The 25176-nt window shown below is 42.9% G+C and carries 21 protein-coding genes and 3 riboswitches; of the genes, 17 read left to right on the top strand and 4 right to left on the bottom strand.

Annotated features, from left to right (window positions below; all coding sequences use genetic code 11):
* Positions 1–6: 6 nt before the first annotated feature.
* Genes dsrP through CEQ75_RS18105 form a run of 3 tightly spaced genes read left to right on the top strand, consistent with a single transcriptional unit; the run spans position 7 to position 2455 of the window.
* Complete coding sequence (dsrP, locus tag CEQ75_RS18115; protein ID WP_089612418.1) at positions 7–1173, top strand: sulfate reduction electron transfer complex DsrMKJOP subunit DsrP; 1167 nt, start codon at positions 7–9, stop codon at positions 1171–1173.
* A 56-nt stretch (positions 1174–1229) separates the two neighbouring features.
* Positions 1230–2234: a sulfate reduction electron transfer complex DsrMKJOP subunit DsrM gene (gene dsrM / locus CEQ75_RS18110; RefSeq protein WP_089612417.1), complete on the top strand. Its 1005-nt coding sequence runs from the start codon at positions 1230–1232 to the stop codon at positions 2232–2234.
* 11 nt (positions 2235–2245) lie between these two features.
* A complete protein-coding gene (locus CEQ75_RS18105; protein WP_276327715.1) occupies positions 2246–2455 on the top strand; it encodes a twin-arginine translocase TatA/TatE family subunit in 210 nt (69 codons plus the stop codon).
* Between the two features lie 212 nt (positions 2456–2667).
* Here the strand turns inward: CEQ75_RS18105 and CEQ75_RS18100 are convergent, their stop codons facing one another.
* Positions 2668–6102: a pyruvate carboxylase gene (locus tag CEQ75_RS18100; RefSeq protein ID WP_089612416.1), complete on the bottom strand. Its 3435-nt coding sequence runs from the start codon at positions 6100–6102 to the stop codon at positions 2668–2670.
* Positions 6103–6567: 465 nt separating this feature from the next.
* Between CEQ75_RS18100 and CEQ75_RS18095 the strand changes: the two genes are divergently transcribed.
* From CEQ75_RS18095 to CEQ75_RS18045, 11 genes are all read left to right on the top strand, one after another.
* Positions 6568–7803 (top strand): phenylacetate--CoA ligase family protein, encoded by a 1236-nt coding sequence (locus CEQ75_RS18095; RefSeq protein ID WP_420838534.1) that lies wholly within the window; start codon positions 6568–6570, stop codon positions 7801–7803.
* A 253-nt stretch (positions 7804–8056) separates the two neighbouring features.
* Positions 8057–8722, top strand: a complete 666-nt coding sequence (locus CEQ75_RS18090; protein ID WP_242965323.1) for a DUF1847 domain-containing protein — start codon at positions 8057–8059, stop codon at positions 8720–8722.
* Positions 8723–8752: 30 nt separating this feature from the next.
* Positions 8753–9733 carry a TDT family transporter gene (locus CEQ75_RS18085; RefSeq protein WP_089612414.1) on the top strand — a complete coding sequence of 327 codons (981 nt, stop codon included), beginning with the start codon at positions 8753–8755 and terminating at the stop codon, positions 9731–9733.
* A gap of 48 nt (positions 9734–9781) precedes the next feature.
* Positions 9782–10153: a hypothetical protein gene (locus CEQ75_RS18080; RefSeq protein WP_338031980.1), complete on the top strand. Its 372-nt coding sequence runs from the start codon at positions 9782–9784 to the stop codon at positions 10151–10153.
* A 28-nt stretch (positions 10154–10181) separates the two neighbouring features.
* Entirely contained in the window at positions 10182–12452 is a 2271-nt protein-coding gene (locus CEQ75_RS18075) for a vitamin B12-dependent ribonucleotide reductase (RefSeq protein ID WP_089612700.1), read from the top strand.
* A gap of 83 nt (positions 12453–12535) precedes the next feature.
* A riboswitch (cobalamin riboswitch) is annotated at positions 12536–12726 on the top strand.
* A 241-nt stretch (positions 12727–12967) separates the two neighbouring features.
* Positions 12968–13660: an adenosylcobinamide amidohydrolase gene (locus tag CEQ75_RS18070; protein ID WP_089612413.1), complete on the top strand. Its 693-nt coding sequence runs from the start codon at positions 12968–12970 to the stop codon at positions 13658–13660.
* A gap of 227 nt (positions 13661–13887) precedes the next feature.
* A riboswitch (cobalamin riboswitch) is annotated at positions 13888–14072 on the top strand.
* 98 nt (positions 14073–14170) lie between these two features.
* On the top strand, positions 14171–14935 hold the full coding sequence (gene cbiQ / locus CEQ75_RS18065; RefSeq protein WP_089612412.1) for a cobalt ECF transporter T component CbiQ: 765 nt from the start codon (positions 14171–14173) through the stop codon (positions 14933–14935).
* Between the two features lie 10 nt (positions 14936–14945).
* Complete coding sequence (locus tag CEQ75_RS18060; RefSeq protein WP_089612411.1) at positions 14946–15803, top strand: energy-coupling factor ABC transporter ATP-binding protein; 858 nt, start codon at positions 14946–14948, stop codon at positions 15801–15803.
* Between the two features lie 238 nt (positions 15804–16041).
* Positions 16042–18363, top strand: a complete 2322-nt coding sequence (locus tag CEQ75_RS18055) for a xanthine dehydrogenase family protein molybdopterin-binding subunit (RefSeq protein WP_089612410.1) — start codon at positions 16042–16044, stop codon at positions 18361–18363.
* A complete protein-coding gene (locus tag CEQ75_RS18050) occupies positions 18360–19196 on the top strand; it encodes an FAD binding domain-containing protein (protein ID WP_089612409.1) in 837 nt (278 codons plus the stop codon). Before CEQ75_RS18055 ends, CEQ75_RS18050 begins: the two co-directional genes overlap by 4 nt.
* Positions 19196–19669 (top strand): (2Fe-2S)-binding protein, encoded by a 474-nt coding sequence (locus CEQ75_RS18045; protein WP_089612408.1) that lies wholly within the window; start codon positions 19196–19198, stop codon positions 19667–19669. Before CEQ75_RS18050 ends, CEQ75_RS18045 begins: the two co-directional genes overlap by 1 nt.
* A gap of 167 nt (positions 19670–19836) precedes the next feature.
* On the opposite strand, the gene secF is transcribed toward CEQ75_RS18045, so the two are convergent.
* From secF to CEQ75_RS18030, 3 genes are all read right to left on the bottom strand, one after another.
* Entirely contained in the window at positions 19837–20763 is a 927-nt protein-coding gene (gene secF, locus CEQ75_RS18040; RefSeq protein WP_089612407.1) for a protein translocase subunit SecF, read from the bottom strand.
* A complete protein-coding gene (secD, locus tag CEQ75_RS18035) occupies positions 20760–22019 on the bottom strand; it encodes a protein translocase subunit SecD (protein ID WP_089612406.1) in 1260 nt (419 codons plus the stop codon). The genes secF and secD overlap by 4 nt, the downstream gene beginning before the upstream one ends.
* Positions 22020–22167: 148 nt before the next feature.
* Positions 22168–22575: a hypothetical protein gene (locus CEQ75_RS18030; RefSeq protein ID WP_089612405.1), complete on the bottom strand. Its 408-nt coding sequence runs from the start codon at positions 22573–22575 to the stop codon at positions 22168–22170.
* A gap of 783 nt (positions 22576–23358) precedes the next feature.
* Positions 23359–23544: riboswitch (cobalamin riboswitch) on the top strand.
* A gap of 173 nt (positions 23545–23717) precedes the next feature.
* Between CEQ75_RS18030 and CEQ75_RS18025 the strand changes: the two genes are divergently transcribed.
* The 3 genes from CEQ75_RS18025 (at position 23718) to CEQ75_RS18530 (ending at position 25088) form a co-directional block, all read left to right on the top strand.
* Complete coding sequence (locus CEQ75_RS18025; RefSeq protein WP_089612404.1) at positions 23718–24479, top strand: energy-coupling factor ABC transporter permease; 762 nt, start codon at positions 23718–23720, stop codon at positions 24477–24479.
* A 3-nt stretch (positions 24480–24482) separates the two neighbouring features.
* Positions 24483–24806, top strand: coding sequence for an energy-coupling factor ABC transporter substrate-binding protein (locus CEQ75_RS18020; protein ID WP_089612403.1), 324 nt, complete (start codon positions 24483–24485; stop codon positions 24804–24806).
* A gap of 129 nt (positions 24807–24935) precedes the next feature.
* Positions 24936–25088 carry a DUF2292 domain-containing protein gene (locus tag CEQ75_RS18530; protein ID WP_242965321.1) on the top strand — a complete coding sequence of 51 codons (153 nt, stop codon included), beginning with the start codon at positions 24936–24938 and terminating at the stop codon, positions 25086–25088.
* Positions 25089–25176 lie beyond the last annotated feature (88 nt).

Raw genomic sequence — 25176 nt, 5'->3', positions numbered from 1 at the left:
GCCGCTATGGTTGAGCATATTTTTCGCGGAAGCAAACGATATTGGTTGTGGCTGGGATTTCTTGCGGCTGTGATAGCGGCCGGATTTGCCGCCTATATTTATCAATTCCAAAATGGTTTGACAGTTACAAATATGGGAAGAGATGTATCCTGGGGCCTGTATATTGGTCAATTTACCTTCTTTGTAGGGGTTGCCGCTTCGGCGGTGATGGTAGTTTTACCATATTATCTTCATAACGCCAAGGAGTTTGGCAAAGTAACCATCTTTGGTGAATTTCTGGCCATTTCTGCTGTCATTATGTGTCTTTTGTTTATCATCGTAGATTTAGGGAGACCGGATCGGTTATTCAATGTTATTATTATGGCAACTCCTCATTCCATGATGTTTTGGGATATGGTAGTTTTAAGCGGATATTTGCTGATTAATCTTTTGGTAGGTTGGAACGTATTAGAGGCGGAATATAACTCTGTTTCTCCGGCCACTTGGGTCAAACGTCTAGCTTACTTATCAATTCCCTGGGCTGTGAGCATTCACACCGTAACCGCCTTCTTAATATCCGGCTTACCGGGAAGGCATTACTGGCTTACGGCTATTATGGCGGCACGATTTTTAGCCTCGGCCTTTGCCAGCGGGCCCTCCTTATTAATCCTCTTAATGCTGTTTTTGAAGAAATTCACCAGCTTTAAGGTGGAGGACAAGGTGTTGAATAAACTTTCTGTGATTATCACCTATGCTTTGACAATCAGTCTTTTCTTTATTGGGTTAGAATTTTTCACAGCTTTTTATAGCCAAGTTCCAACACATATGCATACCTTGCAGTATTTATTTGTTGGCTTGGAGGGGCATACGGCTTTGGTTCCTTTCATGGCAGTATTTACGGTATTGGCTCTCGTGGCATGGGTATTGTTATTAAATCCCAAAACACGGAAGAATCAAAAATATCTTGGTATGGCCTGTGCATTTGTTTTTGTGGCCATGATGATTGAAAAAGGATTAGCTTTGATTATTGGTGGTTTTATTCCCAATACCTTTGAAAGAATTACAGAGTATTTGCCTTCCCTGATCGAGCTGATGGTTACTGTCGGTGTTTGGGCGATCGGAGCCTTAGTTCTGACGATTTTATATAAGATGGCCGTCGCCGTGAAAGAAAGAGCAGGAGAAACAGAACATTAAGCTGTTCTTCCAGGTGGATAATAAGACAAAAACCATAGGAAAAGTGAGGGTTAAAAATGGGCGTTGGTTTTGCATTATTAATGATCGTGCTCTTAATATTAATCCCTTATATAGGCGTAATGGCCGGGGGAGAATATATTCTGGGTGTATTTATACCTTATTTGGCATTTGCTGTTTTGATTGCAGGACTTGTTTATCGGATTGTAAGTTGGGCTAAATCTCCGGTGCCTTACCGCATTCCTACCACCTGTGGTCAGCAAAAAACTCATGATTGGATTAAATCCGATCAGGTTGAAAATCCCACAACTACTTTGGGTGTTTGGCTCAGAATGGCAAAAGAGGTTTTCCTCTTTCGCTCTTTGTTCCGTAATACAACGGCAAAAATCACGGAAAAAGGCCATATCACCTATATATGGGAAAAATGGCTATGGTTAGCTGCCTTGCTTTTTCATTATTCGTTTTTCATCATTATTACACGGCACCTACGATTATTTACCCCGGAAACCCCTTGGCTGGTAGGCTTCCTGGAAGGGTTAGACGGATTCTTTGATTTTGGTATGTATACCTTTTATCTGACAGATCTTTTGATCCTGGCAGCTCTTACTTATCTTTTAATCCGAAGATTTGCTCTTCCCATGGTGCGTTACGTATCCCTGGCTGCTGATTATTTTCCTCTTTTCCTGATTCTAAGCATTGCCGGGTCCGGTGTCTTAATGAAGTATTTTTTCCGGGCGGATGTCGCTGGAGTTAAGGAGCTGGCTATGGGTCTGATTTCTTTTCAACCGGTAGTGCCTGTTGGAATCGGAAGTATGTTTTATATTCATTTGTTCTTGGTCTGTGTTCTTTTGGCATATTTCCCTTTTAGCAAACTGATGCATGGTCCCGGGCTTTTCTTGAGCCCGACGCGAAATCTGGCGAATAACAGCAGAATCAAGAGACACATTAATCCTTGGAACTATCCGGTTAAGGTTCATACCTATCAAGAATATGAAGAAGAATTCGGTAAGGTGATGAAGGCGGCAGGGTTACCCCTGGATGATGAAGCGAACGCAACCAAATAGGAGGGAAGATCATGATTAATAGTTTTATGAATTTTGGCTTTATTCCCAGCATTGGTGTGCCGGAACTGGTGTTAATTGCCGGTATCGCTTTGGTGATTTTTGGGCCGGGAAAATTGCCGGAAGTGGGAAAAGCGGTGGGCAAGAGTCTGGCTGAATTCCGCAATGCCCAGAAAGGTACAGAAGAAAAGATTGCAGAAATAACTGATATTAAGAAAGCCTAGAAACAGGTTAAGAAATTGTTTTAGAACGCTTAAATCAAAAGGTTTGAGCGTTTTTTTTACCAGTCAATCCCATGAGGGGTTTTTGCTATATTCACGAAGTCAGTCCGTTGAAGTAAAGAATTCTTTACCTCATGAAGTAATTAGAATAATGAAAGAAAAAGGCTGCTGCAGTTCGAACTTAAATTGTTCGTATGCAGCAGCCTTTTATTCACTTACTTCATTTTAATTAATAACTCGCCGGTATCTACCTGCTGACCTTCTTTCACCAGCAGGGCATCAATTTTGCCGCTCACCGGGGCAGTAATGTTGGTCTCCATTTTCATAGCTTCTATGACGACCAGACTTTGATGCTCCTTTACCTCATCTCCTTCTTTGACGAGGACCTTTAAGATGGAACCGGGGATACTGGCACCGATTTCCATCTGGTTGTCAGGGTCGGCCATTTTGCTGAATTCAGAGTCCGTGTTTATAATTTTATATCCCTTGTCCCGGATTTTGATTTCTCGTCTGTTGCCGTTGATATCAAACTGCAAGGTGACAAATCCTTCATTGTCCGGCTTTCCAATTTCTAAAAGGCGGGTAATCAGCTTCTTACCTTCCTCAATTTCAATATCGCAGGTTTCTCCTTCTCTCAGACCATGAAAAAAGATATCGCTGCCCATCCTGGTTAAGTCACCGTTTTCCTCCAAGCTATGAAGATAGTCTTCATAAACCTTCGGATAGAGGGCATAGGATAAGATTTCCTGATTGCTGAATTGATGATCATATTTTTCTTCCAAATGCGCTGCAATGGTTGCAAAATCTTCCGGCGGCAGTATTTCCCCCGGACGTCCGGTAATCGGTTCTTCCCCTTTCAAAATCAGCTTTTGTAATTCCTCGGGGAAGCCTCCCTCCGGCTGGCCCATCATACCTCGGAAATAATCTACCACGGAATCTGGGAAATTAAGGTCACGGCCTTTTTCATAGATATTTTCCGGTGTGAGCTGGTTTTTCACCATAAAGATGGCCATATCCCCCACCATCTTGGAGGATGGCGTTACTTTGACAATGTCACCCACCATATCGTTCACCGTTTTATACATTTCTTTGACAGCGGCAAAATGATGGGCCAGACCAAAGCTGTCTACCTGTGATTTAAAGTTGGAGTATTGGCCTCCGGGCATCTCATGAACATAAATTTCTGCCGTACTGGATTTCAATTCCGACTCAAACATATTATAGACAGGGCGTACCGCTTCCCAATAATCCGACAGTTGTTGGATACCGTGGGGATCAAGGCCGGTGTCTCGTTCCGTATTGACAAGGGCAGAAACAACAGAGTTTAAAGCCGGCTGGCTGGTGAGCCCTGACATGCTGTTTAAGGCTGTGTCCACAATATCCACCCCTGCTTCTGCGGCCAGTAAGATGGAGGCCACGCCGTTACCGCTGGTATCATGGGAATGGAAGTGAATGGGTATAGAAATCTCTTCTTTTAAAGCTTTAATTAACTTCTCTGCCGCATAAGGCTTAAGCAGAGCCGACATATCCTTAATGGCCAGGATATGAGCGCCCATTTTCTCAATCTCCTTGGCTTTTTTCACATAATATTGGAGGGAGTACTTATCCCTGGAAGTGTCCAGAATGTCTCCAGTATAGCAGATACAAGCTTCGGCCACCTTACCGCTTTTCAAAACCTCATCGATGGCAACTTCAATCCCTTTCAGCCAGTTCAGGGAGTCAAAAATCCGGAAGACGTCAATGCCGCTTTGTGCTGATTCTCTAATAAAGGCACGGATGACATTATCCGGGTAGTTTTTATAACCAACGCCGTTTGCTCCCCTCAAAAGCATTTGAAAAAGGATATTGGGAATGTCTATTCTTAATTGCTCCAAACGATCCCAAGGAGATTCTTTCAGGAAACGATAGGCTACATCAAAGGTCGCGCCGCCCCACATTTCCAGGGAGAAGAGGTCTTTCGCCAAAAGGGAGGTAGCAGGGGCAATTTTGACCATGTCCTTGGTTCTGACCCTGGTGGCCATTAAGGACTGATGGGCGTCGCGCATGGTGGTATCCGTCAGGAGGAGCTTTTTCTGGGCCTGGATCCACTTTACTAGACCTTCCGGTCCCTGTTCATCTAAAATTTGTTTCGTTCCTCTTAAATCCTGAGGGATTTCAATGTGAGGCACCAAGGGAATGTCGAATTCTCCCTTAATTCCTTTCGTTTCGTTGACCACGATTTCACCGACGAATTTTAACAATCTTAATTCTTTATCAGCTTTAGGTTTAATATCAAAAATCTCGGGATGATTGTTGATAAAGCCGGTATCACAGGCCCCTTGGTGGAATTTTTCATGGTTTAATACATTAATGAGAAATCCGACGTTGGTTTTCACGCCCCGCACCGTTAATTCCTTCAAGGAACGGGTGGCTTTGCGAATGGTGTCCTCAAAGGTGCGAGAGCTGGCCGTAACTTTGACCAGCAGACTGTCATAATAAGGGTTAATTTTTGCTGTAGTAAAGCCTTCGGCTCCATCTAAACGAATCCCAAATCCCGACCCGGTGCGATAGGCATCAATGGTCCCCACAGAGGGGGCGAAATTATTACTGGGATCCTCTGTTGTTACCCGGCATTGGATAGCGTAACCTCTAGGCACAATCGCACTTTGAGAAGGTATGCCAACCTGGGAAGAATCCAAGGGATAACCCTGGGCGATGAGCAATTGACTTTGCACCAAGTCATAGCCGGTAACCATTTCCGTCACCGTATGCTCTACCTGAATCCGGGGATTCATTTCAATAAAATAATGATTATCATCGGCATCAACCAAAAATTCCACGGTGCCGGCACTGCGATAATTCACCGACTGAGCAATTTTCAGAGCATCCTGACAAATAGCTTCTCTCTTTTCCTGGGATAAGCAAAGAGCGGGAGCATATTCAATCAACTTTTGGTGTCTTCTTTGAATGGAGCAATCCCGTTCGTGGAGATGAACGATGTTTCCGTAGTTATCCCCTAAAATCTGTACTTCAATATGCTTAGGTTGTTTCAGATATTTTTCAATGAAAATATCATCAATGCCAAAAGCAGATTTGGCCTCATTTCTGGCACTGTGGAAGGAAGGCAGCAATTCTTCCTGATCATTCACGATACGCATGCCCCTGCCGCCGCCGCCGGCTGCTGCTTTGAGCATCACGGGATAACCGCAATGTTCTGCGAATACCTTGGCTTCTGCATCTGTTCTAATGGGTTTTTCTACCCCGGGAATGGTGGGGACACCTACTTCCTTAGCTAATAATTTCGATTTGATTTTGTCTCCCAACCGATCCATCATTACATGGGTCGGACCAACAAAAACGATGCCATTTTCTTCGCATTTTTGTGAAAATTCCGGGTTCTCAGAAAGAAAACCGTAGCCGGGATGGATAGCATCCACTCCTTTTTTTATGGCGAGACTGATGATTTCGTCAATATCCAAATAAGCCTGGATTGGTCCTTTATGTTCTCCAATGAGATAGGATTCATCGGCTTTGGTACGAAAAAGAGAATATTTATCTTCATTGGAATAGATAGCAACCGAACGAATACCAAGCTCTGTGCAAGCCCGGAAAACTCGTATGGCAATTTCCCCTCGGTTGGCTACGAGCACTCTTTTAAACTTTTTAATCAATAGAAACCCTCCTTGTGAAAAATACCTAATTAGTATACATTTTATTTCTTTTTCTGCATTTGCGCAAGCTGTTTTCTCTGTGTATACAGTATAACACTTTTTCAGGAAAATAAAAAAGTTATGGCAGAAGTGAAATCCTTATGGTATAATTCATTTAGTTGAGACAGATGATTCTTCTTTTGGCGCAAGTTCTTAACTTGGCAAGTGGTTTTCTTGCTAAGTTTTAGAACTGCTAATGCATGACTTTGTTGGCGTTTGGCTCACGCCTGAAAGGCGAGAGACTTACGGCAAATTAGTTAGGTAAAAATGAATATAAGAGATGAGCAGAGATTAGATGAGAAGAGCTAGCTGAGTACAGGTGAGGTTTGTTACGTTAACCAGGCATAGCCCTGGTTTTATTTATTCATTTTGAGAATGGAGGAAAATTGGATGGCAATTCAATTGGAAAGATATAGTATGGAGAAAATGGTTTTTGAACAGGAACAGAAATTGGGGGCTTTAATGGAACGACTTTTCGTAAAATCCCCTTATTATCGAAAAAAACTTCAGGAAGCCGGTATTCAACCGGGAGATATTCGCACCATCGAAGACCTGGAGCGGGTTCCTTTTACTGACAAAAACAGCCTTCGGGAGACCTATCCTTTGGGTATGATGGCTGTGGACGAGGAAGAAGTGATCCGCATCCATTCCTCATCAGGAACTACCGGTAAACCGGTGATCATTCCTTATACCCGACAAGACGTGGAAACATGGACGGAAATGTTTGCCCGGTGCTATGAAACCGTGGGCGTGGGCAAAAGAGACCGGGTGCAGGTAACCCCGGGATATGGGCTTTGGACAGCTGGGATCGGCTTTCAAGCCGGGGTGGAAAGATTAGGAGCCATGGCCATCCCTACAGGTCCCGGTAATACGGAAAAACAATTGGAAATGATGGTTGATCTAAAAACAACCGTTCTTTGCGGAACATCTTCCTATGGCCTCTTACTGGCCGAAGAGATTGCTCGGAGAGGTTTAAGAGACCAAATCCACTTGAAAATGGGCATCTTTGGCTCTGAACGGTGGGGGGACAAAACCCGGGCCAAAATCGAAGAATACTTAGGTATTGACAGTTTTGATATTTACGGTTTGACCGAGGTCTATGGACCGGGGATTGGCATTGATTGCCCGGCACATCAGGGGATGCATTACTGGTCTGATCATTTGCTTTTTGAAATCATTGATCCTATAACAGAAAAACAATTACCCATGGGAGAAGAAGGGGAATTGGTTATTACGACTTTGACTAAGGAAGGAATGCCCTTATTAAGATATCGAACTCATGATATTACCCGCATGCTTCCTGACACATGCCCTTGCGGCAGTCCTTATCCTATGATTGACCGGATTCAGGGACGCACAGACGATATGATCAAAATTAAAGGGGTTAATATTTATCCCGGACAAATTGACCACGTTTTACACATTACCCCCGGCTGCAGCAGTGAGTATCAGATTCATCTTTCCCGCGAAGAGAGAAGGGATATGATGACGGTAAAGGTAGAAGGGGAGGAAGGTCATGACCACAGATCGGTAGGAGAACGCTTGCAAAAAAACATTAAGGTTAAAATTGGTATCATGGTGGACGTTGAGGTTTTGCCCTGCGGTGCATTGGGAAGAAGTGAAAAAAAGAGTAAACGTATTTTTGATACTCGGCATATGTAAACCAAAGGGATATTTTTCTCAGCCTCAAGGGTGTTTTCTTATACCCAATGACATCTTGCTTTAAAGATTAAGAAAATTGAAATAGCAAATGCCGCAGTTACTGCGGCGGCAAATGACCAGCTTAACGGCTGGTTTTCTGTTTCTCGAAGCCAGTTGGAACCAGAAGACTGTTCCCATTGATGAACTATGGATGAAAATATTTTTAACTTCTTTTTCGGGCATAAATGCGTTAGAATTATAAGATGAAAGATCAATGACAGAGAGGGATGATAAGATGGGTATCGGAGAATATTCTTGCGGCGTTTGCAAAATCCATGGGTGTTCCAAAGGGGAAAAGGAAGGATTGCCGAAAAATTGCCCTACCTTGGATGATGAATCTTTGGATGAAATTCTAAAAATGTATACCGGAGAAGAGCTTTTATGGGCACAGAAGGCAGCCCTTGTAGAAAGTGAAGGGTATTGCCAAAAAACCAGGGTGGAGGAAATCATGGATTTTGCGCGTAAATGCGGCTTTACCAATCTGGGTGTGGCTTTTTGTACCGGTTTAAAAAAAGAAATGGCCATTTTCCATAAAATTTTAACGGCCCATGGGTTCACGGTGACTTCCGTGATCTGCAAAAACGGCAGTGTCGCCAAAAAAGAGTTTTTGCATCTGAAGGATCAAGAGCTAGTACGTCCTGATACCTTTGAAGCGATGTGTAACCCCATCGGTCAGGCGGTGTTTTTAAATAAAGCTATGACAGAGTTAAATATCCTGCTGGGATTATGTGTCGGTCATGATACTCTTTTTATCAAGCATTCCGAAGCTCCAGTCACGGTACTCGCAGTAAAAGATCGGGTCTTGGGACATAATCCTGTTGCTGCTCTATATATGGCGGATGGATATTATCGAAAAAAGCTTTTACCGGATGAAAAATAAGATGTAGATTATGAAAAAGGAAGTTTGATCATGAAGACGATTCTTTATGAATATCCTTTACCTTTGGGGGGATTTATCTTAGGGTTTGCTTCTTTGGGTAACCTTCTCCAATCCTATGGTCCCTATGGTGGGACAGTTAGGAATGTTCTGGGGGGGGTATCCGGTATTCTATTCTTATTATTTATGGGTAAACTCATATTTTATTCTAAAAAGGTAAAAGCGGAATTAAATAACCCTCTCGTAGCCAGTGTATTTCCAACATTTTTTATGGCTATGACTGTGTTAGCTTCTTATATAAAACCATATTTTCCAGTGTTTTCTGCTATTATATGGGTAAGCGGAGGAATTTTTCACCTTATATTCATGATCTGGTTTAGCTTAAAATTTACCATGCAATTTAACATTAAATATGTTTTCCCAACCTGGTTCGTTATGTATGCAGGTATTGCGGTGATGAGTGTAACAGCATCTTTCATGGGGATAAAGATGGTTGGGCAAATGGCTTTTTGGGTGGGGTTGGTAGTCTACATTTTCCTTTTGGTGCTTGTTTTATACCGGGTCCTAAGGGTGAAGGATATGCCGGAGGCTGCCTTGCCCACATTAGTGATTTTAGCGGCACCGAATAGTATGTTTCTGGCAGGGTATTTAAATTCCTTTACGGAGCATAACATAATGCTTATTAAACTGCTGCTCACCATGTCAATTTTATTCTATGCAGCGATATTAATTCTTCTGCCAAGATTATTGAGCTTAAAATTCTATACTAGTTATTCTGCCTTTACCTTTCCCCTTGTGATTAGCGCTACCGCTATGAAGCTGGCAGATGATTTTTTTACCAAGGGGCAGCAAACGATACCTCTCCTTCATGAGCTAGCGTGGCTGCAGCTGTGGTTGGCTGTGTTGATTACCTTATATGTGTTTTTTAAGTATCTGCAATACTTAATCACTACAATGAAAGAGGAGAAAGAGAAAAAGGTCTTCTCCCAAAAAGATAAAACATATGAGATATAATAATAGAAGAAAATAAGGCTAGTTTTATTGAGAAAAGGAGGAAATAAGGTGACTTTATGTGAAAAATGCCGGGTGGAAATCCCGGCAGGAGATGAAATGAAGCTGCATGGGAAAATCGTTTGTGAGGATTGTTTCGTAGCTGGAGTTCAGCCTCCCAAGACTTGTGATGTTGCAGCGGTGCACAGCGCTAAAATGCATCGCCAAATGACCGGTCAAACGGGAACAGAAGGATTAACTGATTTACAGAAAAATATTTATGAATTTGTCCGGGAGCAGGGACAGGTTACCCGGGATCAACTAGTGGAGCGTTTTGCGCTGCCTTTGGCAGAAATCGAAAAACAATTTACTGTTTTAAGGCATTGTGAGCTATTAAAAGGGAAAAAAGAAGCAGGTGTTGTATATATTACTTTCATGAATTAATAAATAGATGATTGGCGGGGTACAGAAAATGTTAGATTTAACAGAAAATGCTTTAGCAATATTGGAGCGCCGGTATTTAAACCGAGATGAAAAAGGAGAAATAATTGAAAGTACGGAAGAGTTGTTTGATCGGGTCGCCAAGTCGATCGCGGAGATAGATCTGGTTTATGGAGCTAAGGAAGAAGAGGTGGCTGCACTTCACGATCGTTTTTATCATCTGATGACGAGCCTTGATTTTCTGCCCAACTCCCCTACATTGATGAATGCGGGGCTGCCATTGGGGCAGCTATCGGCTTGTTTTGTTTTGCCGGTGCCCGACACGATGGAGGGGATTTTTGAGGCAGTTAAGAATACGGCATTGATCCATAAGAGCGGCGGGGGAACCGGGTTTAGTTTCAGCCGGCTCCGGTCAAAAGGCTCCGTTGTGCGTTCCACCGGTGGGGTAGCTTCCGGTCCCATTAGTTTTATGAAAGTTTTTAATACGGCTACAGAAGCAGTCAAACAAGGAGGCAAGCGCCGGGGTGCCAATATGGGTATTCTTCGGGTTGACCACCCTGACATTTTAGAATTTATTAAATGCAAAGAAGATAAATCGGAGTTGACAAATTTTAATCTCAGTGTGGGTATTACCGAGGAATTTATGGCTGCGGTGAGAAAAAAAGAAACCTATCCGCTGAGAGATCCTATTGGGAAAAAAGTGATGGGTGTTCTGGATGCAGCCCAAGTATTTAAGCTGATAGTGGAAAAAGCCTGGGAAAGCGGGGAGCCGGGGATTGTCTTTCTGGATCGCATCAACGGGGACAACCCTTTGCAGCATATGGGGGAAATTGAAAGCACCAATCCATGCGGAGAGCAACCTTTGCTGCCAAATGAGTCCTGTAACCTGGGTTCTATTAACCTGGCCCGGATGGGAAAAGATGATGGTCGGGGCATTGACTACGAAAAGCTGAAGGAAACGGTTCATCTGGCCGTTCATTTTTTGGATAACGTCATTGATGCCAACACCTATCCTTTACCGGAAATCGGGGCCCGATCCAAAGAAACCCGGAAAATCGGTCTGGGGGTGATGGGTTTTGCCGATCTTTTAACTTTATTGGGAATTTCTTATGATTCGGAAGAAGCTGTCACTGTGGCGGAACAGATCATGAAATTTATCAATAGTGAGGCTAAGAAGGCTTCCATGAATTTGGCGCAAGATCGAGGTACTTTTCCACAGTATCATGGAAGCCGCTGGGAAAAAGAAAACATGCCCCTGAGAAATGCCACCACCACCACCATTGCCCCCACCGGCACCATCAGTATGATTGCCGGATGCAGCAGCGGGATTGAGCCTCTTTTTGCTGTGGCCTACACCAAGGTCTGCATGGATGAAGACAAACTGATGGAGGTTCATCCTGTATTTAAGCGCCTTGCCTTGGAAAAAGGCTTTTATACACCTGAATTAATGGAAAAGGTCAAAAAACTTGGTTCTGTGAGCATGATTAAAGGTATTCCTGATGAGGTGAAACGTATTTTTGTGACAACTCAGGATATTTCTCCTTATTGGCATGTCCGCTTGCAAGCCGCATTCCAAAAGTATACGGATAATGCCGTAAGTAAAACCATTAATTTTCCCCGAAATGCTCATGTAAAAGAAATTGAAGAAGCATATTTCCTGGCTTATGAATTGGGGTGTAAAGGACTGACTGTGTACCGGGATGGGTCGCGGGAGGGTCAGGTACTTAATGTAGGTGAAGTGACCGATCCGGATCAGATAAATGTGTCCAGTACCTCGGGTGATGGCAAGATTGCTCCTCGGCCTCGTCCGGAAATCACCCAGGGAATCACGGAAAAGGCAATTGCCGGTTGTGGGAATTTATATATCACGGTGAACTATGACACCAATGGAATTTGTGAAGTATTTACCAATTTGGGCAAAGGGGGAGGATGCCCTTCCCAGACGGAAGCCACCAGTCGTCTGGTGTCACTGGCTTTAAGATCGGGAATCAGCCCCGATGCTGTGATTGAGCAAATGAAAGGAATCCGCTGCCCATCGACCCTAAGCCGTAAATCCAAAGGGACAAATATCCGAGTTTTGTCTTGTCCCGATGCCATCGCCCGTTCTTTAGAAAAGGTTTTGGACGTTGCTGTGATGGAAAGCAATGGTCATGACTTGAATGATATGGCCAATGAAGTTGAGAATCTTTATAAGCAACAAGAAAAGAAGAAAGATATTACCTGCCCGGAATGCGGAGGTGATCTGGAACATGAAGGAGGCTGCGTCCTCTGCCGATCTTGCGGATATAGTAAGTGTGGTTAAGATCAGCCCAAAAGATTGTGAATAATATTGTGAAATATTTCTTGCTTTCTTTAAGGTTAGGTGTTAGAATGTTACAAACAAATGAATAGTACTTGGAATTAGGTGCCCTTGAATAAGAATCATCAAGGGGTAATAGGGAACCAGGTTAAAATCCTGGACGGTCGCGCCACTGTAAACGAGGAGTTTTGCTTTGAAATCCATTAAGGATTTTCATGATAGGAAAGCAAAATGATGATATGTGAGTCAGGAAACCTGCCTAGTTCGAAAGGTGTAATTTCCTTTCGCGGAAAAAGGGGTGCGCAGTATGCATTGTTTATAACCTCATTTTCTTAAGAAGATGAGGTTTTATTATTTTAGCCATAACAACTCCTTAATTTTTTGCCCGGCTTGTAATCTGGGCCGGGCTGAAAAATTTTTTTAGATCTTAAGGAGCGATGACATAATATAAAAGCATATTAAAAAAATCCAGGTTTGAGAGGGGATTTCAGTAGGTTTGAGGCAGGTGCAGAGGTAAAATGTTTGAATATGAAATTCAAGTACCGGGGATCAGGTTATATGAAAAAAATAATATATTAGTGCTTTGTTCAGAAAAAAAACTGATCACATTAAATTCTTCCGTCTTAGGCGGAGGATTCAATACGCCCAATTTTGTCGTAAACCAACAGGTCATATCCGGTTATTCCGGGGATGACCCTATGGAGGATCTTGCCAAGGGGATTAAAGAAATTGAAATATCACCGGATCAATGTGTGGGCATGATGACGGCTGCCCATGTGAAAGATGCAGCGGTGGAGTCTGAAGGTAATCAGGATATATCAGTTACTGCCATTGTCACTGCAGGAACCAGTAATGCCATGGCAGCGGGAGGCACCCCTCCACCCATGGATTTTCAGGGTATGGGTACTATCAACATCATTCTGCTTGTGGATGGCAATTTGACCGAGGGAGGCATGGTCAATGCTGTGATCACGGCCACAGAAGCTAAAACCATGGCTCTGCAAGATCTGAAAATTAAGGATATATTTACCGGTGAACCCGCTTCCGGTACATCTACCGATGCGGTAGTCATTGCCGCGACCGGGAAAGGGGAAAGCCTCCCCTATGCCGGTACGGCAACTGTAGTAGGTGGTATGATCGGACGTACTGTAAGGAAATCAGTGACAGAAGCCATCCATCGGTATTTCCGATATAAGGAGATTCATGGTTAAAAAAACTCACTTATCTTGGGTAGAAGATCTGTCTTCGGGAAATTACCGAAATCACGAACTCCTTCTGTATTTCGGAAGGAGTTTTTAATTATTAATATTGGTTTTAGGTCTTTATATTGTAGACAGGGAGATATGTACAGGTTTCTTTGTGTAAGTGTGTGAAAGGAATTAAAGATCATTTGATTAAGTAGTTGTATTTTGGAGATTACTGATGTAAAATACATTTAAATGAATATTGTATTTTAGGTGCCGTTAAGGAGAATAGGGAAACCGGTGTATATTCCGGTGCGGATCCGCCGCTGTAATCGAAGACGAATCCCCGTAATGCCACTGCCTGGTAGGTTCAGGGTGGGAAGGTGCGGGAGGAGGATGACACGAGAGCCAGAAGACCTGCCTTAAATAAAAGTTTTCGCCAGAGGAAACTGGGAAGACTATTATATAAGGATCATTATGGATTCCCTTGGCTGGAGGCTGAGGGATTTTTCATTTGCAGATAAGTGAGGGTTAATCATGTTTTATGTGGACCAATTTGTTTATACCAATAAAATGCGTGGGATTCATCCTGGGGAGAAGTTTGCTTTTGCCATGGCTACTCTGGTTATTTGTTTCACGGCTCATAAACCGCTGATTCATTTGCTTATTATCGGTATTATGTTGGGTCTTTTGGTTTTTAAAGCCCGTGTTCCCTGGAGGGTAGTTGCCAAACTGATGCTCGTACCATTGAGTTTTTTGCTGATTGGCGTAGTGACCATTGGTGTGCTCATTGTTGATGATCCTGCCGGAATGTTGGCCAGTCTAAAACTGGGACGCTTTTATCTGGGTGTCACGGAAACCAGTCTGGCTCAATCCTTTTCCATTATGATGCGGGCGCTGAGCGCGGTGACTTGCCTGTATTTTATTGCCTTAACCATACCGATGATTGAGTTGATTTATCTGCTGCAAAAAATGAAGGTGCCCGCGATATTTGCGGAATTGATGATGTTGATGTACCGCTTTATTTTTGTTTTTGTGGAAACGGCCTTTAATATTTACACTGCCCAGTCTTCCCGCTGGGGATATTGCAATTTTAAGCGGTCGATCTACTCTTTTGGCATCCTTTTTGGAAATCTGTGCCAGAAAGTATTTTTTAAAACAAAAGCTTTATATGATTGTTTATTATCCAGAGGTTATGAAAGCGAACTTAAGGTGATTAACCCCAAATATCACTTTTCTCTGGCGAATATTGCTGTTTTTAGTCTGATAGACCTTGGACTGATTATTTTAGCTTTCATTTAGGAGGTCAATAATGTCTGAATATATTTTAGAGGCAGAAAACCTGAATTTTTCTTATATGGATGGCACGGTTACCTTGAAAAATCTATCCTTGAAATTTGAGAAAGGGAAAAAGTTTGGAGTAGTGGGGAATAACGGTGCCGGGAAATCTACCCTCTTTTTACATTTTAATGGCGTGCATCGGCCGGAAAAAGGAAAGATCATTTATAAAGGGGCTTCAGTTAATTATAACTCCAAAAGTTTGAAAGAACTGCGCAAAAATGTAGGGATTGTTTTTCAGGATCCTGATAGCCAGCTTTTTTCAGCCAGCGTATATCAGGATGTTTCCTTTGGCCCGGTGAACATGGGATGGCCGGAAGAAAAAATTCGTACCAAGGTAGAACAAGCTTTAAAAAGAACGGGTACCTGGGATTTTAAAGATAAACCCACTCATTTTCTCAGTCATGGACAGAAAAAGAGAGTAGCTATTGCCGGTATTTTGGCTATGGAGCCGGAGGTCATCTTTTTGGATGAACCTACCGCCGGTTTGGACCCTTATTATTGTGCGGAAATGATGCAGTTATTGGATGATTTTAATCAAACGGGGGCGACATTGATTTTATCCAGTCATGATTTAAATGAGATATATGCTTGGGCGGACTATATTTTTGTTATGAACAAGGGAGAAATCATTGCCGAAGGATTGCCGGAGGAAATATTTCGTAATGCTCAGGTGTTAAGAAAGGCTAATTTGAGGAAACCCTGGGTGCTGGATGTCTTTGACGAACTGGTAAAAAACAAGGCGATTAAAGAAGAAACACCCATCCCCAGAAAAAAAGAACAATTAATGAGCTTATTTTCCCAATTGCAGGTTTTGGATCGTTTAAATTAATGTAAGAACAGCACCATATTTGAGTGCTGTTTTTTTTATCAAATTCCAAGACTCCCACTTCTATAAGTGGGAGCTCCTATTTTCACTTCAGGTGGGGTAGATTCCCCATCTGAAGGCCCCGATGTTCAGCTTTAGCTGAACGAGTTCACTGCTGTGCTTGTTCTTGCTATGATTATCATAATAAAACACGATTGGTGCAATAATAAGATAGATAAGACATGGTTAGGGGGGAAAAATTATGGCTGTTGGCGTCAGTGTACCCAGAAAGGAATCCTGGTCAAAGGTCACCGGCAGGGCGAAATACAATAATGATTTCCATGAACGGGGTATTTTATATGTAAAAATGTTAACCAGCACCATTGCTCATGGAAAGATCAAGTCCCTGGACATTAATGAAGCTTTGTCTGCCCCCGGAGTTCGGGCGGTAGTCACCGGTAACGATTTCCCGGTCTTGATCGGCACAGCTTTATTTGACCAACCCCCTATCGCTAAGGACAAGGTACGCTATTTTGGTGAGCCGGTGGCACTGGTGGTTGGGGAGAATGAATGGCAGGCTATGGAAGGGGTAAAAAGGATCAAAGTTGACTATGAACCTCTTCCTGCGTTGAATTCCCCGTCAGATGCCATGAAGCCTGAAGCCATTATTATTCATGAAAACTTGGGGCAGTATGCTGATAATCAGGAAATTGCGTCGATACCGGGCACCAACATTAATAATCATATAAAAATACGTAAAGGTGATCTGCAAAAGGGCTGGGCAGAAAGTAATACTGTGGTAGAACTAAGTTTCTCCCATCCCCAGGTAAATCACGTGGCTATGGAGACGAGAAACTGCCGGGCGGAAATTTTGCCCGACGGGAGAATCATAATTCACACCTCATCTCAAGCCCCTTTTTCTGTCAAGAAGCATTTGAGCCAGATCTTTCAGCTTGATGAAGGAAAAGTTATTGTGCGTACGACGTTGGTGGGCGGAGCATTTGGAGGTAAGGTAACTGGCCAATTGGAGATCCTGGCCTATATGGCCTCCAAATCGGTGGGAGGCAGGCCGGTGAAAATCGTCAACACTAGGGAGGAAGATTTTACCGTATCACCCTGTGGTATGGGGCTGGAAGGAAAAATTAAATTAGGCGCCACCAGAGATGGCATCATTAAGGCAGCGGAATTTACCTATCTGGTAGACTGCGGAGGCTATGCCGATATTGGCCCCCGTATGGCTAAATCCATTGCTATTGACTGCACTGGCCCCTATAATATTGAAAACCTTTGGTGTGACGCTTACTGTGTCTATACCAACCATCCCTATATCACTTCTTTGAGAGGTTTCGGCCATGGGGAATATACCTTCTGTATGGAACGGGCGGTAGACAAATTAGCATTTCTTCTAAAAATGGATCCTTTAGAATTACGTCTGAAAAATGCCCTCAAACCTGGTAATTTCTCTCCTACTCAGGTGAAGTTAACTTCCAGTAATCTGGGGGATTTAACTCAGTGTCTGGAGAAAATGAAAGCATTAATAAACTGGCAGGAAGGCATGCGTTTGGAAATCGGAGGAAACAAAGTACGGGCTAAAGGGATCAGCTGCCTTTGGAAAACCTCTAATTCTCCCTCCGATGCTATCTCAGGAGTGTTTATCAGTTTTAATACAGACGGCAGTATCAACCTAAATTGCGGAGCAACTGAAATAGGTCCGGCGATGAAAACTACCGCCGCTCAGATATTGGCGGAAAAAATGAAGATGGATGTCAATCGCATCCATGTTTATCTGGATGTGGACACCCAAACCTCACCGGAACACTGGAAGACAGTGGCCAGCATGACCACCTTTATGATGGGACAGGCTGTTCTGGAGGCAGCAGAAGACGTGATCCGTCAGCTGAAAAGTTTAGCGGCCACCGTGATGAGATGCTCGCCGGATCAATTGGATATTGCCGACGAAAAAGTCCTTTTGAAGGAAGATCCTGAGATTTATGTGGCATTTGCCGATGTGATCCATGGTTACAAGTACCCCAACGGCAATGGTATTGCCGGACAAATTTTAGGTCGGGGAAGCTATATCATGAATCATCTTACTCCCCTTGATCCGGAAACGGGAAAGGGTAAACCTGGCCCGGGTTGGACCGTGGGTGTCCAGGCAGTGGAGGTGGAATATGATACTGAGGAATTTACCTATCGATTGGTTAAGGCGGCCACAGTGATGGATGTGGGAAAAGTGATTAATCCCAAGTCTGCCCGGGGTCTTATTACCGGGGGGATGAGCATGGGACTGGGCATGGGCAGTCGGGAAGGATATACATATGGGGCGGACGGGATAGTGCTGGACACCAGTCTTCGTACCTACAAGGTAATGCATTTTGGAGAAAATCCGGAATATCTGGTGGAATTCGTAGAGACCCCCCAGGTAGATGCACCCTACGGTGCCCGGGGATTGGCAGAGCATGGTGTCATCGGCATGCCCGGTGCCTTGGCTAATGCTCTTTCCGCGGCGGCCCAGGTGGACTTAAACCATTTTCCCATTACTCCGGAATTTATTTGGAAAACGAAAACAGGAGGGATGACATGATTCCCTTTGATTTTGATTATTATCGACCGGATACCCTGGTTGAGGCGGCACATGCTTTCGATGAATTAAACAGGCAAAATAGATCCCCTATTTATTACGGAGGGGGTACGGAAATCATCACCATGGCCCGGACGGATAATATCCATACCCAGGCAGTGATTGATTTAAAAAACATTCCCGAATGTCGGGTACTAGAGATTAGGGACGATAAACTTATCATTGGCGCTGGGGTAACACTCACCCAGATTACCGAGTCAAGAATATACGCTCTTTTGGTGAAGGCCTGCGGTCGCATAGCCGATCACACCGTGCAAGGGAAGATTACCATCGGAGGTAATATTTGCGGCACTATTATATACCGAGAGACATCACTTCCCTTGCTACTTACTGACAGTGAGGCTGTTGTCGCCGGAATAAACGGGACGAGACGAGTACCTTTCCGAGAGATTTTTCGGGAAAGAATTAATCTGGGAAGTGGGGAATTCCTGGTACAGTTGATCATCAGTCAGGATTATCTTGAGCTTCCTTATATCCACGTAAAAAAAACGAAAAATGAAAAAATAGACTATCCACTGGTTTCCCTTGCAGCCATCAAAAAGGATGGCAAGATCAGGATAGGTTTAAGCGGGGTTTGTTCCTTCCCCTTTAGGTCAGTGGAACTGGAAGATGCTCTCAATAACAGAAGTAAATCGCCGCAGGAGCGGGTCAGTGATGCTCTGATGCATTTACCGGCACCCATTCTGGATAATGGTGTCGGCTCGGCAAAATTCCGAGAATATGTTTTAAAAAATACCCTGCTCAATTCGTTGACCACCCTGGAGGAGGCAGAGTAATGCAGATTTACCATGCGGGTCAAAATAATATTGATTTGAATATTAACAATCAAATCAGGTCGGTGTCCATTAGACCATCTGATACCTTATTATATGTATTAAGGGAACACTGCGGATTAACCGGTGCCAAGCCGGGCTGTGAGAACGGGGATTGCGGTGCCTGTACCGTGCTTATTGACGGTTGGCCTATTAAGTCCTGTCTGATGCTGGCCATAGAAGCCGTGGGCCATAAAATTACTACTGTGGAAGGTCTGGAAAACGCCCCTATTCAAAAAGCATTTGTGGAAAAGTGGGGTTTTCAATGCGGGTATTGCACCTCAGGTTTCTTAATGGTTTGCCATGCTTTGGCAACTATTCATCCTAATGCGGATGACCTGGTGATGGAAGAATGGCTGCAGTCAAATATCTGCCGCTGCACCGGTTATGAAGAAATCAAAGAAGCAGTACAAGCTGTCCTGGCTAATCAAGTTTAGATTTTTAGGTGTATGGTTAGTATAACTGAATCTTTGCATTATAAAACGAGGTACCTATCCCCTTGTGTCATGAAAAGAATAAAAAAAGGAAATGTTCCGGAAGCTATTTTTGCCTCCGGAACATTTCCTTTTGAATTTCATTAGCTTTTGTTAGGTTTTCGAATTATTTAGGCATGAGCGGATTTAACTTTTTGCTTGTGATTTTGCCACATGGTCCATAGCGGTCCGGCAATGCAAATTGTAGAGTAGCAGCCGGAAATTATGCCGAACATCATAGGCAGAGCAAATGCTCTGATAGATCCAATATCATAGATTTGGGCAAAGATGTATACAACAGTAATGCTCATAAATACGGCAACATTTGTATTGATTGAACGCGTCATTGATTGGGTGATACTGGTGTCAACCAACTCTTCTGTTGAGACCTTTTTGCCCAACAGCCTTTCATTTTCCCTGATGCGGTCGTAAATCACAATGGTGTCATTAATAGAGAAGCCGATAATAGTCAGTATGGCTGCGATAAAAGAGTCGTTTAACGGTATTTTGAAGATGATAAAAGCACCGGTTACGATTAAAGCGTCATGAAGCAGTGCTACAATTGCCATAGCGCCTGCGGAAAGCCCGCCGATGTTCTTAAACCGCAGTCCCACATACACCAGAATAAGGAGAAATGATAGTCCGATCGCAATCATGCCGTTTATAAAAAAGTGTCTGCCGATAAATGGCTCAACGGTTAAGGATTCGGACAATGCCAGCTTTGCGTCGGGAAATGCCTTAGTAAGCACCGATGTAATGGTTTCTTGCTCCTGTGAGGTAAGAGCTTCATTGCTTGCCAGGCTGACAATGAGCATTTGTTCATCTTTAGCCATATTGGATTGGAGTTGGCAGTTGGTTGTTCTTCCTACGGCCTGTTCCACAATTTTCTCCGCCTGCTCCGCGTTAATTTGGCCGGAATAGGTATACTTGACGATCGTGCCCCCCTTAAACTGAATATCAAGCTGAATGCCGTTGATAAAAGCGGCAACAATACTGCTTAAGATAAGGAGAATAGAAATTGCGAAAAATATCTTTCTGTGCTGATAGAATCTGATCATTTTACAGCCTCCTTTGCACCATAATACTGCGGTCTTTGTAATGCCTTAAAATTGCTGAGTGAGCGTATCATAAGACGTGATGCCGTAACCCCGGCAACAAAGTTCATGATCACGCCGCATAAAAGCGTATAACCGAAAGATAGCATGGAACCGGAGCCGAAAATAATCAAGATTATGGCTACTATCATCACCGTAATATTACCGTCAAAAACTGAGGAAAAGGCCCTTTCAAAGCCGCTGTTAATTGCACTTCGCAAAGTTTTTCCCGTATTAAGCTCTTCCTTAATCCGTTCAGATACGATAACATTTGCATCCACACCCATACCGATGGATAAAATCACACCGGCAATACCCGGCAGGGTCAGTGTGAACTGGGGTATAGATAAGGCTAATAGCTGGCCGGTTACCTGTAATAGTAAAGCGATGCATGCAACCAGTCCGGGTATGCGATAATAGAGAAGCATGAATAAACAAACCAGGGCAAATGCCACCTTTCCTGCCATAACCATCACGGACAAGGCATTGCTGCCCAGCGTCGGACTTATAATATTTAAATTTTTTACGACTAGTGAAAAAGGCAGGGCACCGGAGTTAATTTTATTTGAAAGTGCCGAAGCTTCTTCCAAACTTTCCAGGTTTGTTATTTCCGCATTGCCGCCGGTAATTTGTGATCTAACGACTGGTGCGGAAATTAGGGTTTCATCCATATAAATGGAAATACTTTGTCCAATCAGTCTTGCGGTAGCTTGGGCAAATTTAACCGCGCCATCATTGGATAATTCCAGTGTGACAACAGGTTGCATATTATTCTGTTGTATTTGGGCGGAGCTTTTTTTAACATCTGCGCCTTCTAAGACAATATTGCCATCCGGATCCCGAAAGGTCAGCTTAGCAGTTTCGCCAAGCTCGGATACGGCTTTTTGCGGGTCAAAATCTGCTTCATCGGATTTCCAAGGGAATCTAACAATAACCTTGCCGTTACTTTTGTCAACGGTAACATCCCGGTCAGTAATATTACTGGCATCCATACGTGTCTCAAGAATGGCTCTTGCTGCCTGGAGTTCACTCTCAGTTGGTGCCCGGTCCAGGTCTTTCGGCTCATAGGTGGCTTCTACTCCACCCCTGATGTCGATGCCGTAACGCATTTTGTCGGCACCTTTAAGCTCAAAATTGCCAATTTTTAATCCAAATACAGCAAGCAAAAACAAAGCAGCAGTTAATAAAACGATTATAAAAAATACAGGCTTTGACTTCATAAATAATTCCTCCAATTGTGATCCGTCATGTACCCTGCATTTCTTCAATAGTGCGGGATCCAGACGGATGAAATGTCACGGATAAGTATATTAAAAAAAGACTTATCCGGAAGGGACATATTATTATCCCATCATGAATTTAACCATGTCATTTCATACCATCTGTTTTATGGAGAAATGATAGCACAACGCTGAAATAAGACTGTGTATAGGCTTGATCCGAGAGCCTTGAATAATGGATAAAACAGGCTATTTGGATGATGACGATAGCAATAAGCGTACTTAGACTGTTTTGTGCAGCCAGCCACCGTAATTGCTTTACCGAAAAAATAAAGGATTCCATAGAGGTGTTTGCAGCGGCTAAATAATCAAAAAGACCGGTATTTGCTCCGCCGTTCACTGATGAATGTTCACTTCTGCCGCATAGAGGTGAAATATCAAACATATCAGAAGAGGTAACGCCACCGGTATTTAAAATAATTATGAAACTTGATAAAAATAAGGAGCATAAGAGCAGATACAATATAATACGATTGTTGGTGGTCTTTGTAATCATACTCCAGTTCTCCTTGTAGTATATTTCCGGGCGGTATATCCCGGCTAAATTAATATGGCTATTATGGCCAATAATATGATCCTGTATTTAAAGCAAAAATTATATACTAGCATATTATAGCACTGATTTATTGATAATAGGAATAAATTATAAATTTAATCATGAATTTAATAAAAATCAAATTTAACAAAAATTGTTATGGGGTACACTTTGTCTATGAATAAACTCTCACTTATACTGTATTACGGTTCTAGTGAGGTTTAGGTAACGCTTTAGAATTTGCCATTTGTTATTCCTTATTTGGTAGTTCGGCCGGCTTTATGCCGGTCTAGGTACATTTTTCTTGTAGTAAGTATTATCTTTGATGATTATTTTTATTTTTTAAATTCGCCAGATACAACTCAACACAATCCTTTCTTGTTATGATACCCGGCCAGGATTGAGCCGGGTAATTTTTTATCCGATAACTAACTGCCACTAATACCGCTGCAGAAACCCCTATTTTTGCCTAATTCAGTCTATATAGAGTATCACGAGCTATCATTGTCCACTACATATAGGGTAGAAAATCGTAAATTGAACTTTTTGCTGTGGAATCATATATTGCTTTTTTAAACCACCTATGTTATAAATATTGTAGTAAGATACAAATAATAGTGTATGCAAGGATTTTCTGGAAGATAAACTAGTAGAAACCTGCATGTTATAAGCTTTTAGCATAAAGATATTAAAAAGGCGTGTGTTTTGATCTCAAAGAGATATTTTGTTTGCATAGAAATAAAATTTAATATTGATCTATTAGGTGCCTGTATGGGAGAATAGGGAAACCGGTTTTATTCCGGTGCGGATCCGCCGCTGTAATCGAAGACGAATCCCCAAGATGTCACTATCCGGTTTTTATGTGGATGGGAAGGCGTGGGAGGAGGATGACACGAGAGCCAGAAGACCTGCCTTTTAGAAAGCTGTAGCCCGAGGAGAGAACGGCTTGGCTTGCTAAGGTTTACTGTATGTAGATTCCCCCCTGTATTAAAATTAGGGGGGATTTTTATTTTATAAAAGATTATATTACGGGAGGGAGGCGGTTAAGGTAGTTTGAAATTGTTACCTTCAAGAAATAAAAACAAAAAAAGGAGGAAAAATTCATGAAAAAGTATTTGCAATTGTTTGCAGCTTTTATACTTATGTTAGGAATTTTTAGTTTCTTTCCCCAAGAAGCTCGTGCTATGCACATTATGGAAGGATTTTTACCTGCCAAATGGGCAATTTTCTGGTCTGTGCTGACCTTGCCGTTTATTATCCTGGGTATTATATCCATTTCTAAAAAAGTTTCCAAAAACCCAGAGCTGAAGTTGCTGTTAGGAGTATCCGGTGCCTTTGCCTTTGTTTTGTCTGCGCTGAAGATTCCCTCAGTTACAGGCAGCAGCTCCCATCCTACAGGGGTTGGCTTGGGCACTGTGCTATTCGGGCCTCTTGCTATGGGTGTGATTGGTTGCATTGTTTTGTTGTTCCAGGCAATTCTTCTGGCCCATGGGGGTCTGACCACCTTGGGAGCCAATACTTTTTCTATGGGTGTGGCAGGTCCTTTTGTTGCATACGGTGTATTTGTATTTTCGAGGAAGGTCGGTTTATCCAACGGAATTGCCGTATTTCTGGCCGCCGCTTTGGGGAATTTGATGACTTATGTTGTCACCTCCCTCCAGCTAGCATTGGCTTTTCCAGCAGAAGTGGGCGGAATTGCTGCATCGGCGGTTAAATTTTTAGGTATTTTTGCCGTAACACAGGTTCCTTTGGCGATCAGTGAAGGCTTGCTAACCGTTGTCGTTTTTAATTTCTTGACAACTTACAGCAAGAACGAAATGGGATTACTTAATCTGATTTCCCCGAACAAGAAGGAGGCGAAATAAAAAATGAAGTATTCCTGGATTTTGATTCTAATCGTGATTATTTTAGCCGTAACTCCTTTATTCTTGGTGCAAGATTCTGAATTTGGCGGCGCGGATGGTCTTGCGGAAGAAGCCATTACGGAAGTTGATCCTTCTTATGAGCCATGGTTTACTCCTTTCTGGGAACCACCGGGAGGAGAAACGGAAAGTCTGCTTTTTGCGCTCCAGGCTGCTTTGGGGGCAGGATTTTTGGGATACTATTTTGGATTGAAAAAAGGACAGGCCAAGGCTGCAGCTAAATTAAGTAAGCTAGATGGCGAGAAATCAGGAGTTTTATCAAATAACTAACTAGCACTAAGTTCCTGGATAACGATTGTTAAGCATAAGATGGAGCAAAACTCCATCTTATGCCAAAAACTCTGTTTTAGGCATCAATAATTATTCGGACAAAATAAAATCAAATGGGAGGGGGATCGAGTGAAAGAAGCTAATTTAAAAATGATGGTGACGGAAAAGGAGAAAAAACTAATTGAGTTGATTCGCAGTACGGGATTTGGCGAATTGAAGGTTATTATCCAGGATTGGGAACCGGTGAGAATTGAAGAAATCACTAAATCTATAAAATTATAAGGCGTTCTTATTTAATGAAAATACCGAGCTTTGCATGAAAAACATATGGGAAGCAGATCCGAATATGTTGACGAAATAATGTACCTGG

The organism is Dehalobacterium formicoaceticum (genome assembly GCF_002224645.1).
Lineage (GTDB): Bacteria > Bacillota > Dehalobacteriia > Dehalobacteriales > Dehalobacteriaceae > Dehalobacterium > Dehalobacterium formicoaceticum.
Note: the sequence above shows the minus strand (reverse complement) of the source record. Positions and strands in the feature narration are given on the sequence as shown.